At 61.7% G+C, this 15,886-nt stretch carries 11 protein-coding genes and 2 tRNA genes; 4 read left to right on the top strand and 9 right to left on the bottom strand.

Translation table 11 applies throughout. From position 1 onward, the window contains the following. Positions 1 to 157 precede the first annotated feature (157 nt). The 3 genes from C5N93_RS25745 (at position 158) to pgi (ending at position 5,161) form a co-directional block, all read left to right on the top strand. Entirely contained in the window at positions 158 to 1,432 is a 1,275-nt protein-coding gene (locus C5N93_RS25745; RefSeq protein ID WP_242561503.1) for a D-amino acid dehydrogenase, read from the top strand. Between the two features lie 332 nt (positions 1,433 to 1,764). After that, entirely contained in the window at positions 1,765 to 3,417 is a 1,653-nt protein-coding gene (locus C5N93_RS25740; RefSeq protein WP_242561502.1) for an NAD(P)H-hydrate dehydratase, read from the top strand. Positions 3,418 to 3,502: 85 nt separating this feature from the next. Next, entirely contained in the window at positions 3,503 to 5,161 is a 1,659-nt protein-coding gene (gene pgi / locus C5N93_RS25735) for a glucose-6-phosphate isomerase (protein WP_242561501.1), read from the top strand. Between the two features lie 81 nt (positions 5,162 to 5,242). Here the strand turns inward: pgi and C5N93_RS25730 are convergent, their stop codons facing one another. Continuing rightward, on the bottom strand, positions 5,243 to 5,935 hold the full coding sequence (locus C5N93_RS25730; RefSeq protein ID WP_069343309.1) for an ABC transporter ATP-binding protein: 693 nt from the start codon (positions 5,933 to 5,935) through the stop codon (positions 5,243 to 5,245). A gap of 52 nt (positions 5,936 to 5,987) precedes the next feature. Here C5N93_RS25730 and C5N93_RS25725 point away from each other — a divergent pair, with 52 nt between their 5' ends. After that, entirely contained in the window at positions 5,988 to 6,632 is a 645-nt protein-coding gene (locus C5N93_RS25725) for an arylesterase (RefSeq protein WP_242561530.1), read from the top strand. Between the two features lie 57 nt (positions 6,633 to 6,689). Here the strand turns inward: C5N93_RS25725 and C5N93_RS25720 are convergent, their stop codons facing one another. The 8 genes from C5N93_RS25720 to tig all read right to left on the bottom strand — a co-directional run bounded on the left by C5N93_RS25720 (position 6,690) and on the right by tig (position 15,739). Then, positions 6,690 to 8,615, bottom strand: coding sequence for a SurA N-terminal domain-containing protein (locus C5N93_RS25720; RefSeq protein ID WP_242561500.1), 1,926 nt, complete (start codon positions 8,613 to 8,615; stop codon positions 6,690 to 6,692). An 82-nt stretch (positions 8,616 to 8,697) separates the two neighbouring features. Further along, positions 8,698 to 8,774: transfer RNA gene (locus tag C5N93_RS25715), tRNA-Asp, on the bottom strand. A gap of 14 nt (positions 8,775 to 8,788) precedes the next feature. Continuing rightward, positions 8,789 to 8,864: transfer RNA gene (locus C5N93_RS25710), tRNA-Val, on the bottom strand. Between the two features lie 52 nt (positions 8,865 to 8,916). After that, positions 8,917 to 9,189, bottom strand: coding sequence for an HU family DNA-binding protein (locus tag C5N93_RS25705; protein WP_069343783.1), 273 nt, complete (start codon positions 9,187 to 9,189; stop codon positions 8,917 to 8,919). 297 nt (positions 9,190 to 9,486) lie between these two features. Next, on the bottom strand, positions 9,487 to 11,907 hold the full coding sequence (gene lon, locus C5N93_RS25700; RefSeq protein WP_242561499.1) for an endopeptidase La: 2,421 nt from the start codon (positions 11,905 to 11,907) through the stop codon (positions 9,487 to 9,489). Between the two features lie 194 nt (positions 11,908 to 12,101). Then, positions 12,102 to 13,382 carry an ATP-dependent Clp protease ATP-binding subunit ClpX gene (clpX, locus tag C5N93_RS25695; RefSeq protein WP_069343777.1) on the bottom strand — a complete coding sequence of 427 codons (1,281 nt, stop codon included), beginning with the start codon at positions 13,380 to 13,382 and terminating at the stop codon, positions 12,102 to 12,104. Between the two features lie 236 nt (positions 13,383 to 13,618). Further along, on the bottom strand, positions 13,619 to 14,272 hold the full coding sequence (gene clpP / locus C5N93_RS25690) for an ATP-dependent Clp endopeptidase proteolytic subunit ClpP (protein ID WP_044458178.1): 654 nt from the start codon (positions 14,270 to 14,272) through the stop codon (positions 13,619 to 13,621). Between the two features lie 126 nt (positions 14,273 to 14,398). Next, a complete protein-coding gene (gene tig / locus C5N93_RS25685) occupies positions 14,399 to 15,739 on the bottom strand; it encodes a trigger factor (RefSeq protein WP_242561498.1) in 1,341 nt (446 codons plus the stop codon). Positions 15,740 to 15,886: the final 147 nt, after the last annotated feature.

Raw genomic sequence — 15,886 nt, 5'->3', positions numbered from 1 at the left:
TATGCGCCCCGTATCCAAACGGGCCGCGATGCACCCGATTTTGGCCACCATGGGTCGATTACGGTCGATTTCCGCCGGTTTCCGGGCTCGCAGCACGTCATAGAACGACACTAACAAGCGAACGAACGGGCGTTCGCCACACACCAGACGGTTGGGAATGAAGGTCATCGTTATCGGCGGCGGGGTCATTGGCACGTGTACCGCCTACTATCTGGCCGCCGCGGGGCACACGGTCACGCTCATCGAGCGCAATAGCACGGTTGCGCAAGAGAGCAGTTTCGGCAATGCAGGCGTCATCGCGCCGGGCTACGTCACGCCCTGGGCAGCGCCCGGCATGCCGCGCAAACTGCTGGGCTACATGTTCAGCTCGGCCAGCCCGCTCATCTTCCGGCCCGGCCTGTCCGCCGGCACGTGGCGCTGGGCGGCACGCTGGCTGCGCGAGTGCAAGCTCGATCGCTATCGCGCCAATCGCGAACGAATGCAGCGTCTGGCGTTCTACAGTCAGCGTTGCCTGCACGAACTGCGCGAAAGTCACGTTTTCGAATACGAACACACGCAGGGTTACCTGCAACTGTTCCGTACCGAACGCGAAATCAAGATGAACGAGCCGGCGCGCGCCATGCTCACCGAGAACGAGGTGCCGCATCGCCTGTTGAGCGCAGACGAGTGCCGCAAGCTCGAACCCGCGCTCTCGACCGATGCCCCGCTAGCAGGCGGTCTGCATCTGCCGCGCGACGAGACCGGCAACTGCCCGCTTTTCACCAAGCGCCTCGCGCAGATCGCCCGTGACATGGGCGTGACGCTCGCCACGGAAACGACCGTGCTGTCCGTTCGTCCGAACGTCGGCCGCGCCGGCGTGACCGTCGAGACGGCGAGCACGGCGCAGAACGGTCAGAAGGCGTCGCTCGAAGCCGACGCCGTGGTGATCGCTGCGGGCGTCGCCAGCACGTCGCTGCTGCGACCGCTGGGCATCGATCTGCCGCTGTGGCCGATCAAGGGTTACTCAATCACGGTGCCGGTGAAGACCGAACTATTCAGCCCGCGCATCGCCGTCATGGACGAGTCGTACAAGACCGCGATCACCCCGCAAGGCAATCGCCTGCGCATTGCCGGCACGGCCGAATTGGGTGACACGCAGCTCGTTCTGCGCGAGCGCGCGATCGCCACGCTCTACAAGGTGGCGACGGACTGGTTCCCCGGCGCCGGCAAGTACCGTGAAGCACGGGCATGGGTCGGGGCGCGTCCGATGTTGCCCGATGGTCCGCCGCTGCTCGGTGCCACGCACCTGCCCGGCATCTTCCTCAATGTCGGCCACGGCTCGACCGGCTGGGCGATGGCCTGCGGCTCGGGACGCGTACTCGCCGACGTCATCTCCGGACAGACGCCCGAGATCGATCTCAACGGACTGACCCTCGCGCGCTACGACCGCTAAAGGATCGCCAGGCCGGCCCGGGCGGTGCTGGCATGGCTTCCCGAGGGCCGCCCGGCCCTCGCCCATTGCGTCCTTCTCATCCCCTTTCATCCCGCTCACCCCTTCGCTGCCCAATCCTGCGCCCAGTGCAAGAGACGGAGCGACATGCGGCAACGCCGTGTCGGACATCACCGACACCATGTCGGGATTCGCACCGGCAGGCAGAACGGGGGATTGGCGGCATAATCTCCAGATCGGTTCGCATCGTGTGTGGCGCCCGCCACGTGTTCTCCCCCGGGGCGTGACACCATACCTTGCGCTCGCCGCCCTCGTCTCCGGGAGCCCTGACTGTCATGTCCGATTCTTTGCGTGTCAATGACGCAACCGCCGTCACGACCGATGCCTCCCCTGCCAACGCCAGTCCGCTTGCTCGCCCGCATGCATCCTCCTCGCGCCCCGATAGCGTATCCGAGGCCGTGCACCCGATAGCCTCGCTGAGTTTGTACCTGCCCGGCGCGCTGCGCGATGTCGAACGCGTCGCCGCCGCAACGCTCCCACCGCACACCCTGATGGCCCGCGCCGGTGCCGCAGTCGCGCGTTGGCTTTACAGCCGCCTGCCTGCCCTCGCAAGTGCCGGCCGACAACCCGTGCTGTTGCTCGCCGGCCCCGGCAACAACGGCGGCGATGCCTACGTTGCCGCGCATGAACTCCATCGATGGGGGGTACTGGTCGACGTCTGGCAACTGGCGCCGCCCGCCGCCGACGATGCGCGTTGGGCGCTCGCCGAAGCGCTTGCCGCCGGCGTACCGGTGCGCCCCGCGCCATCGACGTGGCCCGAACCCAGCGCCTACGCATGGATCGTCGACGGTCTTTTCGGCATTGGACTCTCTCGCGCGCTGGAAGGCCCCGCCGCAGCGCTCGTCCGCAATATCGCGTACGCCCATGAACAAGGCACGCCCGTGCTCGCAATCGACATCCCCAGCGGGCTGATGGCGGCCACCGGCGTCGCCGACGGTCCTGTCATTCACGCGGATGTGACGATCGCCATGCTGGGCGCCTGCCCGGGACTGTTGACGGGCCTCGGCCGCGACGCGGCTGGCGACGTCCTCGTGGCGAAGCTGGGCGCCGAAGCGGCGCTGGCACGTCATGACGACGGCGCCCTCTCGACCAGCGCCCCCAGCGTGTTCGTCGCCGATCTGCCGCTGCGCCATCACGCGTCTCACAAAGGCAGCTACGGATCGCTCGCCGTACTCGGCGGACAGCACGGCATGGTCGGCGCACCGATGCTCTCGGCGCGCACCGGTTTGATGGCGGGCGCGGGGCGCGTCTACGTCGGCTTCGTCGCGCACGACGCGCCGACGTGGGACCCCGTACATCCCGAACTGATGCTGCGGCTCGCCGAAGACCTCGATCTCACGACGATGCAGGCGGTCTGCATCGGGCCGGGGCTCGGCACATCGGCGGCGTCCGCAGCGTGCCTGTCACGTGCACTCGCGCTCGACCATACGCCACTGGTCATCGATGCGGATGCACTCAATCTGCTCGCCGCAGAGCCGTCACTTGCCGAACGCGTGCGCCGACGTGCCGGGCCGACGGTCCTCACGCCGCACCCGCTGGAAGCCGCACGGCTGGCAGGTTGCGATGTCGCTCGTATTCAGTCGGATCGTCTGGCGTCGGCACGCGCGCTGGCGCAGCATTTCGGCGCGACGGTGGTGCTCAAGGGCTCCGGCAGTATCGTCGACGATGGTGCGCATGCCTGGATCAACACGACGGGCAATGCCGGGCTCGCCACCGCAGGCACCGGCGACGTGCTGACCGGCGCGATCGGCGCGTTGCTCGTACAAGGGATGCCCGCACCCCAGGCGGCACTGGCGGCGGTATGGCTGCATGGCAAAGCCGCGCAGCGCTGTGTGGCGAACGGCATCGGACCCGCAGGATTGACCGCGTCCGAACTCCTGCCCGCCATTCGCGCCGAATTGCGAGAATTGCGAGCACTGACACCATAGGCCACAGCGGCCCGCCGTCGCATTTCAGCGTAATTTCGCAGCGACACCCGTTATACTTCGCCTTATCGAAATGGCCCTACCGCACATGCCGTACAAGACATCCGTTCGTCTGGACCAACTTCCTGCCTGGCTCACCCTCCTCGAACACCGCGACGAGATCGCTGCACAACAGATGCGCGACTGGTTTGCCGGCTCGGGGGCCGAGACACGCGTCGAAACTTTCTCGCTGCACGCTGCGGGTCTCTATCTCGACTATTCGAAGAATCGCATTACCGAGAAAACGCGCACGTTGCTCACCCATCTCGCACGCGAATGCCATCTGCCGGCCAAGCGCGATGCCATGTGGGACGGTCAACACGTCAACGTGACCGAAGATCGCGCAGCGTTGCACATTGCGCTACGCGCGCCGAAAGACGTCTCGTTTCATGACACGTCAGGCGACGTCAGCCAGGGCGTGCGCGAAACGCTCTCGCGCATGCGCGACTTCAGCGAACGGGTTCGCGACGGGCGCTGGGTCGGCGCAACGGGCAAACGCATCAAGCATCTGATCAACGTGGGAATCGGTGGCTCGGATCTGGGGCCGCGCATGGTGTGCGACGCCCTCGCCGTCTATGGCCGCGCAGATCTCTCGGCACACTTCATCGCCAACATCGACCCGACGGAACTCGCTCGCACGTTGCCGACGCTCGACCCGGAATCGACACTGGTAGTCGTCTGCTCGAAGACGTTCACGACGCTCGAGACCATGACCAATGCGCGCACCATTCGCGCATGGCTCATCGAGAACGGCATTCCCGAGGGCGAACTCAACAGGCATTTCGTCGCTGTGTCGACCAACGTCGACGAAGCCATGAAGTTCGGCATTCTTCGCGAGAACGTGTTCCAGTTCGGCGAATGGGTCGGGGGGCGCTATTCCCTGTGGTCCTCTGTCGGCCTGATCGTGATGCTTTATCTGGGTGCGGCGCATTTCGATGCCCTGCTCAGTGGCGCGCATGCGATGGACGAACACTTCCGTCACGCCCCGCTCGAAGCCAACATGCCGGTGCTGCTCGGCCTGCTCGGCATCTGGTATCGCAACTTCTTCGACGCGCAGACGCTGTCCATCGCCCCCTACACCGACGCGCTGCAAAAGCTCCCGCCGTACCTGCAACAGCTCGATATGGAGAGCAACGGCAAGTCGGTGCAGGTCGATGGCTCCCCCGTCTCGTGGCAAACCGCGCCGATCATCTGGGGCGAGCCGGGTACCAACGGCCAGCACGCGTACTTCCAGATGCTGCATCAGGGCACGACGCTCGTACCGGTCGATTTCATTGCCGTGCTCGAACCGCAATACGACCAGCCCGCTTACCTCGATCACCATCGCAAGCTGCTGGCCAATTGCTTCGCGCAAAGCGAGGCATTCCTGCAAGGCGGTTCGATGGCGACGCCCGAGCAAGCTGGCGGGCCACTTGCTGCACAGCGTCGCTTCGACGGCAACCGTCCTAGCAACACGCTGGTCATCGACAAGTTGACGCCGGAGCGGCTCGGTGCGCTGATCGCGCTCTACGAACACAAGGTATTCGTTCAGGCTGCCATCTGGAACATCAATCCGTTCGACCAATGGGGCGTAGAGCTGGGCAAGACGCTGTGCCGCGCGATCGAACCCGAACTGAACGACCCCGACTCACTGAAGCCCGGTGCGCACGACGCATCGACGGTCTCGCTGATCCGCATTGCCGGCGAGGCGCTCAAGAAGAAGATCTGACGGCAGGCGCCGACATCAAAGGCCCGGACGTAAAAAAGGAGAAGCCAGTGCGGCTTCTCCTTTTTTTGGGGTGTCCTGTACTCAGACGGCAGCGCCGTTGACCACCCGACCACCCGCGAGTTGCACAGTGGCATCGCAGCGCTGCGCAATGGCCAGATCGTGCGTGACCAGCACCAGCGTCGCCCCGCTCGCCTCGTTGAGCGAGAACATCAGATCGATGACCCGCTCGCCTGTGGCCGTGTCGAGGCTGCCCGTCGGCTCGTCGGCGAACAGCACCGTAGGTTCGGTAACGAATGCCCGCGCAAGCGCCACGCGCTGCTGCTCACCGCCGGAGAGTTGCTTCGGATAGTGCGTCAGACGCGACCCCAACCCCACCTGTTCGAGCAATTTGACGGCACGATTACGCACTTCACGTGTCTCACCCAGCAATTCGAGGGGAAGCATCACGTTTTCGAGCGCTGTCAGGTGCGGCATCAACTGGAAAGACTGGAAGACGAAACCAACGGCACCGCGCCGCAATGCGGCACGTCCTTCCTCGTCGAGTTCACCCAGCGACTGGCCCAGCAGCGTGATGCTGCCATCCGTGGCGGTGTCGAGCCCGGCCATCAGACCGAGCAATGTGGACTTCCCGGATCCCGACGCCCCCACGATCGCCACACTCTGGCCTTTCGCGACGGCAAAGTCGATATCCTGCAAAATGACAAGCTCACCGGTGGCGTCGCGCAACCGTTTGCCCAGACCCCGTACTTCAATAACGTTTTCGGAAAACGACATGGCAAGAAGAGAGTTCTTGAAATTGGCCGCCTCAGCCGTCATTGGCTGGTGCATGCTGACAGGGACCGCAGCGAACGCGGCAAGTTCTGGCGCGCCGACGATTCTCGTCGTAGGCGACAGCCTTTCGGCGGAATATGGCATTGCGCGAGGCGCCGGCTGGGTCAATCTGATGCAGCAGACGATCACACAAGGCGGCTTCGATTATAACGTCGTCAACGCAAGTATCAGCGGTGACACCACGAGCGGCGGACGCGCGCGGCTCGCCCCCTTGCTCGATCGCTACCATCCGGCCGTCACGATCATCGAACTCGGCGGCAACGACGCGCTGCGCGGCATTCCGCTCGACCTCACACGCAGCAATCTGCGTGAAATGATCGCCGCATCGCGCAAGGCCGGCAGCCGGGTGATCGTCGTCGGCATGCGTATCCCGCCGAACTACGGCCCCGACTATAGCGAGCAGTTCTTCACGATGTTCTCCACCGTCGCCAGGCAGGAAAAGACCGGCTATGTCCCGTTCCTGCTCGCCGGTGTTGCCGAGCATCCGGACTGGTTCCAGCAGGATCAGATTCATCCGCTGGCCAAAGCGCATCCCATGATTCTGCAAAACGTCTGGCCGACGGTGAAACCGTTGCTCAAACCCGCTGGCAAGCCGCCGGCCAAGGCCGCAGACTCCAGATCGCCAAAGTCCGGCGCATAAAAAAACGGCCAACTCAGTTGGCCGTTTTTCATTCCGACAGACGGGCGTGTGCTGCGATCAGTTGCCCGACGCCTTCGTCACGTCGTTCACGATCTTGACCTTCGAACGCGCGCGCAAGTCACCCAGCCATGCGTTCCACTCCGCTTGCGCTGCCAACTGGCTGAGCTGCTGCGCTTCGGCGGCCAGACGCTGCGCGTCCTGCCCTGCCGGCTGCGATACCTTGCTGATGCGATACACCGCGTAGCCCTGACCTTCGCCCAACGCGACGCCCACATAGGCCGGCAGCTTGCTCGTGTCGGCACTGAAGATGGCCGTCAATGCGCTGGGCGCAAGCTTGCCCGGATTGTCACGCGAGACAGTCTGCACAGCGCCGAACGCCGCGTCACCGCCCTTCTTGAGCGCTTCGAGCTTGGCTTCACCAGCCTTCTTCGCTTCCTGCTCTGCCAGATCGGCAGTCGCCATCTGCTTCACCTGTGCCTCGATCTGTGCGAGCGGCGGCGTCGCGGCCGGGTGATAGTTCACCACGTGAGCGGACACCAGCACACCCTGACCGACATCCACGGCTTCGGTGTTGCGCTTGTTCTTGAGCGACTCGTCGCCGAATACGGCCTTGAGCAGTTTCTCGTTACCGAGCGGGCTCTGGGCCAGCGCAGCGTCCGGCGTGCGTGTCACCTTCGCGGTCTGCACCTTGAGGTTCAGCTTGTCGGCCACCGGTTGCAGGCTGTCAGGCTGCTCGTACACCGAGTTCGTGAACTGGTCGGCAAGCTTGGCGTAGCTCTTGGCAGCTTCCTGCTGACGATACTGATCGGCCAGTTGCGACTTCACTTCATCGAACGACTTGGTCTGCGACGGCTTGATGCCCGTCAGCTTGATGATGTGATAGCCGAAATCGCTTTTCACGACATCGCTGATGTCGCCTTCGCCCTTGAGCGAGAAAGCGGCATCGGCAAACGGCTTGACCATCGCGTCGCGCGCGAAAAAGCCCAGATCGCCGCCATTGGCCTTCGAGCCCGGGTCTTCCGAGTTCTCGCTGGCGAGCTTGGCGAAGTCGTTCGGGTTCTTCTTGATCTGCGCGAGGATGGCTTCGGCCTTGGCCTTCGCCTTCGCATGGTCGGCGGGCGAGGCATCCGCCGGCGATGCGATCAGGATGTGCGAGGCGCGGCGCTCTTCCTGCGTCGTGTACTGCTTCAGATTGTCGTTGTACATCTTACGCAGTGCATCGTCGCTCGGTGCTGCCTGCGCCGACGTCGGCATGGCCTTCGGGTCGAGCACGACGTACTGAATCTCGGCGGATTCCGGCGTGCGGAAAGCCGCCTGATGTGCGTCGTAGTACGCCTGAATCTGTTGCTGCGTCGGCACGATCTTGCTTGCGTAGTCCGACAGCGGGAAGTCGAGCGCCGCAACGTCACGCTGTTGCGAACGCAGTTGCGCGAAACGATCCACCACCGTCTTCGGCAACATGGCGCTCGCCTGCACGCTCGACGGCAACTGGTTCGATGCCAGCTCGAAACGGATCTGCGCTTCGAGACGCTGCGGCGTCAGATTCTGTGCAGACAGAAGTTGCTCGTAAGCGGCTTGATCGATCGAACCATCCGGGCGACGCATCTGCGCGATCGCGGGAATGGCCAGCAGCGCATCGCGCACCTGAGCGTCGGGCACCGACAGATTCTTCTTCAGCGTTTCCTGCGTGAGCAGCTTCTGCTGAATCAGGTTATCGAGCACTGCGCTGCGCATTTCCGGCGTGTTGATCTGGCTCGCATCGACGGCGCCACCGAACATCTGCTGCATGCGTTCGGTCTGTGCGCGCAGCACGCTGTCGTACTCCTGACGCGTCACGGTCTGATCGCCGACCTTGGCAATCGTACCGGCATCCGAGGCGTATTCCTGCCAGCCATGCACGCCAAACACCACGAACGACGGGACAATCAGCACCGTCAGGAAGATGAGGACCAAGCGTTGATGTCGGCGAATGAAGTCGAACATACGAAATCGGAAGAGTCGTCTGGATGCGTTTTATGACGCTATATGGCAAAAAAGGCGAACCGAAGTTCGCCTTTTCACAATTTGGCGGAGCGGACGGGGCTCGAACCCGCGACCCCCGGCGTGACAGGCCGGTATTCTAACCAACTGAACTACCGCTCCCCAAGATCTGGAACTGGTGGGTGCTGAGGGGCTCGAACCCCCGACCTACGCCTTGTAAGGGCGCCGCTCTACCAACTGAGCTAAGCACCCGTTCCTGATTTTGTCTTGTTGTTACTGCCTCCTGCCGAAGCAGGAAAGCTGGTCAGTTTACATTATCTTTGAGATCTTTGCCAGGGCGAAATTTCGGAACCTTTGCCGCCTTGATCTTGATGGCTTCCCCAGTGCGAGGATTGCGACCCGTTCGGGCAGCGCGCTTCGTAACGTAAAAGGTGCCAAAGCCAACCAGCGTCACATCGTCACCTTTTTTCAGCGACTTCTTTACTGCACCCACCAATGCGTCAAGTGCTCGACCGGCAGCGGCTTTCGAAACGTCTGCCTCTTTTGCGATGTGATCGATCAGTTCCGTCTTATTCACTGTAACCCCCTTGCAAGGATAGTAGGCGATTGAGCCGCGGAGGCGCTCTTGATGCGCCTTGACATTGATCTGAGAGGTCCGCTGGCTTTGCCATTAGACAAGCCGCAAACCCTGATGTCAAGCCGTTTTGCGGCCTCTGGACGGCATCGGAAGCACTCCTGAATCAATGCTTTCCGGTCGCTATTTTCGAGCACATTGCGTCAATAAAAAAAGCCCGGGGAAAACCCCGAGCTTTTTGCGCATTTTTTCACCGGGCAGTGACCCGACCTGCGATCACTCACCCGATGAAAACAGCGATCAGTGCTTGATGACGTCCTGCTTACCGCTGGCATCCGCATTCGGCGTGACCGGTGCGCCCTTGGCTTCCTCTTCCGGCAGCGGCGTCGGCGCATGCTCCAGTGCGAGCTCCAGCACCTTGTCGATCCAGCGCACCGGCACGATCTCCAGCGCGTTCTTGACCGTGTCGGGAATCTCGGCGAGATCCTTCACGTTCTCTTCCGGAATCAACACCAGCTTGATACCGCCGCGGTGAGCCGCAAGCAACTTCTCCTTGAGGCCGCCGATCGGCAGCACTTCGCCACGCAGCGTGATTTCGCCGGTCATCGCCACATCGGCACGCACCGGAATTCCGGTCAGCACCGACACGAGCGCCGTCGTCATCGCGATACCGGCAGACGGACCGTCCTTCGGCGTCGCGCCTTCGGGCACGTGGATGTGGATGTCCTTCTTCTCGAACTGCTCGTCGGTCACACCGAGGCGACGTGCACGCGAACGCACCACCGAGCGGGCCGCTTCGACCGACTCCTTCATCACGTCGCCGAGCGAACCCGTGCGAATGATGTTGCCCTTGCCCGGCATCAGCGCAGCTTCGATGGTCAGCAGATCGCCGCCCACTTCCGTCCACGCCAGACCCGTGACCTGGCCGATCTGGTTTTCCTTCATGGCCAGACCGAAGTCGAACTTGCGCACGCCCAGGAAGTTATCGAGGTTGCCCGCATCGACCTTGATCGACGAGCCGTCGACCTTCTTGAGCAGCAACATCTTCACGACCTTGCGGCAAATCTTCGAGATCTCACGCTCGAGCGAACGCACGCCCGCTTCACGCGTGTAGTAACGAATGATGTCGCGAATCGCGGCTTCCGTCAGATCGATTTCGCCTTCCTTCAACCCGTTGTTCTTCTTCTGCTTCGGCAGGAGATAACGCTGGGCGATGTTGACCTTTTCGTCTTCCGTGTAGCCCGACAGGCGGATCACTTCCATACGGTCGAGCAGCGGCGCCGGAATGTTCAGCGAGTTCGACGTCGCCACGAACATCACGTCCGACAGATCGAAGTCGACTTCGACATAGTGATCCGAGAACGTGTGGTTCTGTTCCGGATCGAGCACTTCGAGCAACGCCGAGCTGGGATCGCCGCGGAAGTCCATGCCCATCTTGTCCACTTCGTCGAGCAGGAACAGCGGGTTACGCACGGCGACCTTCGACAGGCTCTGAAGGATCTTGCCGGGCATCGAACCGATGTACGTGCGACGGTGACCGCGAATCTCGGCCTCGTCACGCACACCGCCCAACGCCATGCGCACGAACTTGCGGTTCGTCGCACGCGCGATCGACTGACCGAGCGAGGTCTTGCCCACGCCGGGGGGCCCCACGAGGCACAGGATCGGCGCCTTCACCTTGTCCACGCGCTGTTGCACAGCAAGATACTCAAGGATACGTTCCTTGACCTTCTCGAGACCGAAGTGGTCTTCGTCGAGCACCTTCTCGGCGTTCGACAGGTCGTTGTTGACCTTGCTCTTCTTGCGCCACGGCAGACCGACCAGCGTGTCGATGTAGTTACGCACGACCGTGGCTTCCGCCGACATCGGCGACATCAGCTTGAGCTTCTTGAGTTCGGCGTCGGCCTTCTTCTTGGCTTCCTTGGGCAAGTGCGCGGCCTTGATGCGCTTCTCGAGTTCTTCGAGATCCGCACCTTCCTCGCCTTCGCCAAGTTCCTTCTGGATCGCCTTGACCTGCTCGTTCAGGTAGTACTCGCGCTGGCTCTTTTCCATCTGACGCTTCACGCGGCCGCGGATGCGCTTTTCGACCTGAAGAATGTCGATCTCGCTTTCGAGCTGAGCCAGCAGATGCTCCAGACGTTCGATGACCGGGAACATCTCCAGAATCTTCTGCTTCTGCTCGAGCTTGAGCGGCAGATGCGCAGCGATGGTGTCAGCCAGACGACCCGCTTCGTCGATCCCCGACAGCGACGTCAGGATCTCCGGCGGAATCTTCTTGTTGAGCTTCACGTACTGATCGAACTGCGCGACGATCGCGCGACGCAGCGCCTCGGATTCCGGCGAGTTGCCGTCATCCGGTTCGAGCGGCATGACTTCCGACGTGAACTGGGTTTCCTCTTCGTCCACACTCAGGGTGCGGGCGCGCTGGATACCCTCGACCAGCACCTTGACGGTGCCGTCGGGCAATTTGAGCATTTGCAGGATGTTCGCCACGCAGCCGATCTCATAGAGATCCTTGGCCGTGGGCTCATCCTTGGCCGCGGCTTTCTGCGCGACCAGCATGATGTGCTTGCCGCCTTCCATCGCGGTTTCAAGCGCTTTAATCGATTTCGGACGCCCCACGAAAAGGGGAATCACCATGTGCGGAAACACGACCACGTCGCGCAGAGGCAACAGGGGCAGTTGAATCGCTTCGGGCGGGAGGATTTGGGTGCCTGACATCTCGTTCCCCATATTTAACGATACCGTTGTGTTCCAGCTAATTGAGGCCGCCGGCGAGAATTACAAGGGGCTGAACACGCCCTTTCGCCAACAAGTTGCACCACTCGGGGTTTCATTGCCCGTGGCACTAGTATGAAGGAAAAAAAGCCGTCCATGTTTCCATGAACGGCTTAGGGTAGCGCTGAGTTGACCGTTCAATTGGAACCGGCAACCTTGGGCGACTCCTGATAGATCAAGAGCGGCTTTCCGTCGCCGCTGATCGCATTCTCATCCAGGATCACTTTGGTTACCCCCTTGAGCGACGGCAACTCGTACATCACTTCCAGCAGCGCCTGTTCGATGATCGAACGCAGGCCGCGAGCGCCGGTCTTGCGCTTGATGGCCTTGCGAGCCACCGCATGCAGCGCCGCCGGACGAATTTCCAGTTCCACGCCTTCCATCAGGAACAGACGCTGATACTGCTTGACCAGTGCGTTCTTCGGTTCGATCAGGATCGTCACCAACGCTTCTTCATCAAGCTTACCCAACGTGGCAACCACCGGCAGACGACCGATCAGTTCCGGAATCAGGCCGAACTTGATCAGATCTTCCGGTTCGACGTCGCGCAGCAGTTCGCCTGCGTCGCGCTCTTCACCGGTCTTCACCGTCGCACCGAAGCCGATACCGGTCTTCTCGGTACGGTTCATGATGATCTTTTCGAGACCATCGAACGCACCGCCGCAAATGAACAGGATGTTCGTCGTGTCGACCTGGATGAAATCCTGGTTCGGGTGCTTGCGGCCGCCCTGCGGGGGCACCGAAGCCATCGTGCCTTCAACCAGCTTGAGCAGCGCCTGCTGCACGCCTTCGCCCGACACGTCACGCGTAATCGACGGATTGTCCGACTTGCGGCTGATCTTGTCGATTTCGTCGATGTAGACGATACCCTTCTGCGCCTGCTCGATCTCGTAGTTGCAGTTCTGCAGGAGCTTCTGAATGATGTTTTCGACGTCCTCACCCACGTAACCGGCTTCGGTCAGTGTGGTGGCGTCGGCAATCACGAAGGGCACGTTGAGCAGACGCGCGAGCGTTTGCGCGAGCAGCGTCTTGCCCGAACCGGTCGGCCCGATCAGCAAGATGTTGCTCTTGGAAAGCTCGACCTCGTCGCGCTTGTCGCCGAGGTGTTTCAATCGCTTGTAATGGTTGTAGACCGCAACGGCCAGAATCTTCTTGGCTCGGTCCTGACCGATCACGTATTGATCGAGACTCTCGCGAATTTCCTGCGGAGACGGCAAATCGGACTTGGCGCCGCTGCCATTCTCGTCTTCGGCCGCTGCGGCCTCGTCGCGAATAATCTCGTTGCACAGATCAATGCACTCGTCGCAAATGAACACGGACGGACCTGCGATGAGCTTCTTGACCTCGTGCTGGCTCTTTCCGCAGAAGGAGCAGTAGAGCAGCTTTTCGCCGTTGGAAGTGCTTTTTTTATCCACCATATCTGTGTCAGCCTGCTAGCAATTTGCGCCCCGGTCGTCCCCCGTCGGGGGCGGCAAACGCGGCATACGTGAATCCCATTGTAACGCCATGCCGTACGAGCGTGTGGCCCACTCGCGACAGCCATAAATTCCCTTTTACGACAAAGACTTGGCGCGATCACCCTGCTTCCCGAAACGAAAATGCCTGGTGTCGCGCCAACGATTTTGCCGTCAGGCGCCCCGAATTCGGGTCCGAATCAGGGACGCTTTTCGAGCACGCGATCGATCAACCCATACTCGACGGCATCGGCCGCCGACTTGAAGTTGTCGCGATCGGTGTCGCGCGCAATCACTTCGAGCGACTGTCCGGTATTCTCGGCCAGCAGACGATTCAATCGATCCTTGAGCAAAAGGATTTCCTTGGCGTGAATCTCGATGTCCGATGCCTGACCGCGAGCGCCGCCCAGCGGCTGGTGGATCATGATGCGTGCGTTCGGCAGCGCGAAGCGCTTGCCCTTCTCACCGGCGGCGAGCAGGAAGGCGCCCATGCTGGCAGCCATACCGAGGCACAGCGTCGAGACCGGCGGCTTGATGAACTTCATCGTGTCGTAGATCGCCAGACCTGCCGAGACGGAACCGCCCGGCGAGTTGATGTACATCGAGATTTCCTTGTCAGGATTTTCGCTCTCGAGGAACAGCAATTGGGCGACGACGAGGTTGGCGCTTTGGTCGTTGACCTCGCCAACCATGAAAATGATGCGCTCCTTGAGGAGTCGCGAATAGATGTCGTAAGCGCGCTCACCACGACCACTTTGCTCGACGACCATCGGCACGAGGCCAAGGCCTTGCGTGTCGAGAGCGGAGTTGTGCGTCTGGGAGGCGAGTTGGGCGAGCAATTCGGAACGGGTAATCATATCGGTTCGACCCTTCTATCGAGATGGTTTTGCGCGCCGCAAGGAGGAAGCCCGGAGGCCATTTGGAAAAGAACCGCCACGGCCTTGCGGCCGCGGCGGTTCAGTCGGTCGTGTCGCGTTCGATCAGGATTGCGTGTTGCCGGCCAGCTCTTCGAAGCTAACTTGCTTGTCGGTCACCTTGGCCTTGCCAAGGACGAACTCGACCACGTTGTTCTCGACGACGAAACCTTCCATTTCCGCCATGCGCTGCTGATCGCCATAGTACCAGCGGACGACTTCTTGCGGGTCTTCGTAGCTCTTCGCGAACTCTTCGACTTCGGCCTTGATCTGGTCCGGCTTCGCTTGCAGGTCGTTTTGCTTGACCAACTCGGCCAGGATCAGACCCAGCTTCACGCGACGCTCGGCCTGTTCCTTAAACATCTCAGCCGGAATCGGCACATTGCCGGCGTTCGGCACGCCGCGTTGTGCGAGGTCCTGACGAGCCATGGCCACCAGACGCTCCTGATCCTGAGCCACCAGCGCGTTCGGCACGTCGAGTTCCGACACCGAGATCAGGGCGTTCATGACCTGATCCTTGAGGAGCGCCTGCGTGCGACGCTTCACTTCGCGCGACAGGTTTTCCTTGATGTCGGCGCGCATCTTTTCGATGCTGCCGTCGGCGATGCCGAGCGACTTGGCGAATTCGCCGTCGACTTCCGGCAGGTGCGCCCACTCGACCTTCTTGAGCGTGACGGTGAACGTGGCGGTCTTACCGGCCACTTCCTTGCCGTGGTATTCGTCCGGGAACTTCAGTTCGAATTCCTTCGACTCGCCGACCTTCAGGCCCAGCGTTGCCGTTTCGAATTCGGGGAGCATGCGGCCTTCGCCCAGCACGAAGACGAAGTCTTCGGCGCTGCCGCCTGCGAACACTTCACCGTCGATCTTGCCGACGAAGTCGACCGTCACGCGATCGCCGCCCTTGGCTTCGACCGAGCCGCCGTCGCCATGGGCGCCGGCTTCGCCGCGCACGTGGTAGTGCACGCGCTGCTTACGCAGGATGTCGATGGTGCGATCGATCTCGGCTTCCGAGACATCGGTCGTGGTACGGCTCACTTCGGCCGTGGCCAGATCGCCGATCTTCACTTCCGGATAGACTTCGAACGTGGCGTCGAATGCGTAATCGGTCGCAGCAGCGTCAGCCTTCGGGGCGAAGCTCGGCTGACCGGCCACGCGCAGATCCTGTTCCTTGCTGACTTCGAAGAATTGCTGGCCGACCTTGTCGCTGACGACTTCGGCTTCGACCTGACCACCATACTGCTGGGTGACCATCTTCAGCGGCACCTTGCCCGGACGGAAGCCCGGCATACGGACCGTCTTCGACAGCTTCTGAATGCGCGCTGCAACTTCTTTTTCAACGTCCTGCTTCGGCAGGGTGATGGTAAAGCGACGCTCGAGCTTGCCGAGGTTTTCAACAGCGATAGTCATGAGGATATTCGTCCATCCAGAGGGTCGTTCTGTGTTGCGGCGAGGGAATGCCGCAAGCGGACCCTGTCAGTTAATCAACCTTGGGCCGGAACCGACGATACGACGCCGGCTTCCCTCCGCACCCGATAAATCGGGTTAGCGCCAAAA

This window comes from Pandoraea sp. LA3 (assembly GCF_022696215.1).
GTDB lineage: Bacteria > Pseudomonadota > Gammaproteobacteria > Burkholderiales > Burkholderiaceae > Pandoraea > Pandoraea capi.
Note: the sequence above shows the minus strand (reverse complement) of the source record. Positions and strands in the feature narration are given on the sequence as shown.

Coding starts and splice junctions, on each gene's coding strand:
- C5N93_RS25725 (WP_242561530.1), top strand. CDS start 5,988: ATGCTGACAGGGACCGCAGCGAACGCGGCAAGTTCTGGCGCGCCGACG.
- clpX (WP_069343777.1), bottom strand. CDS start 13,382: ATGGTGGATAAAAAAAGCACTTCCAACGGCGAAAAGCTGCTCTACTGC.
- tig (WP_242561498.1), bottom strand. CDS start 15,739: ATGACTATCGCTGTTGAAAACCTCGGCAAGCTCGAGCGTCGCTTTACC.
- C5N93_RS25745 (WP_242561503.1), top strand. CDS start 158: ATGAAGGTCATCGTTATCGGCGGCGGGGTCATTGGCACGTGTACCGCC.
- pgi (WP_242561501.1), top strand. CDS start 3,503: ATGCCGTACAAGACATCCGTTCGTCTGGACCAACTTCCTGCCTGGCTC.
- C5N93_RS25720 (WP_242561500.1), bottom strand. CDS start 8,615: ATGTTCGACTTCATTCGCCGACATCAACGCTTGGTCCTCATCTTCCTG.
- C5N93_RS25740 (WP_242561502.1), top strand. CDS start 1,765: ATGTCCGATTCTTTGCGTGTCAATGACGCAACCGCCGTCACGACCGAT.
- C5N93_RS25730 (WP_069343309.1), bottom strand. CDS start 5,935: ATGTCGTTTTCCGAAAACGTTATTGAAGTACGGGGTCTGGGCAAACGG.
- lon (WP_242561499.1), bottom strand. CDS start 11,907: ATGTCAGGCACCCAAATCCTCCCGCCCGAAGCGATTCAACTGCCCCTG.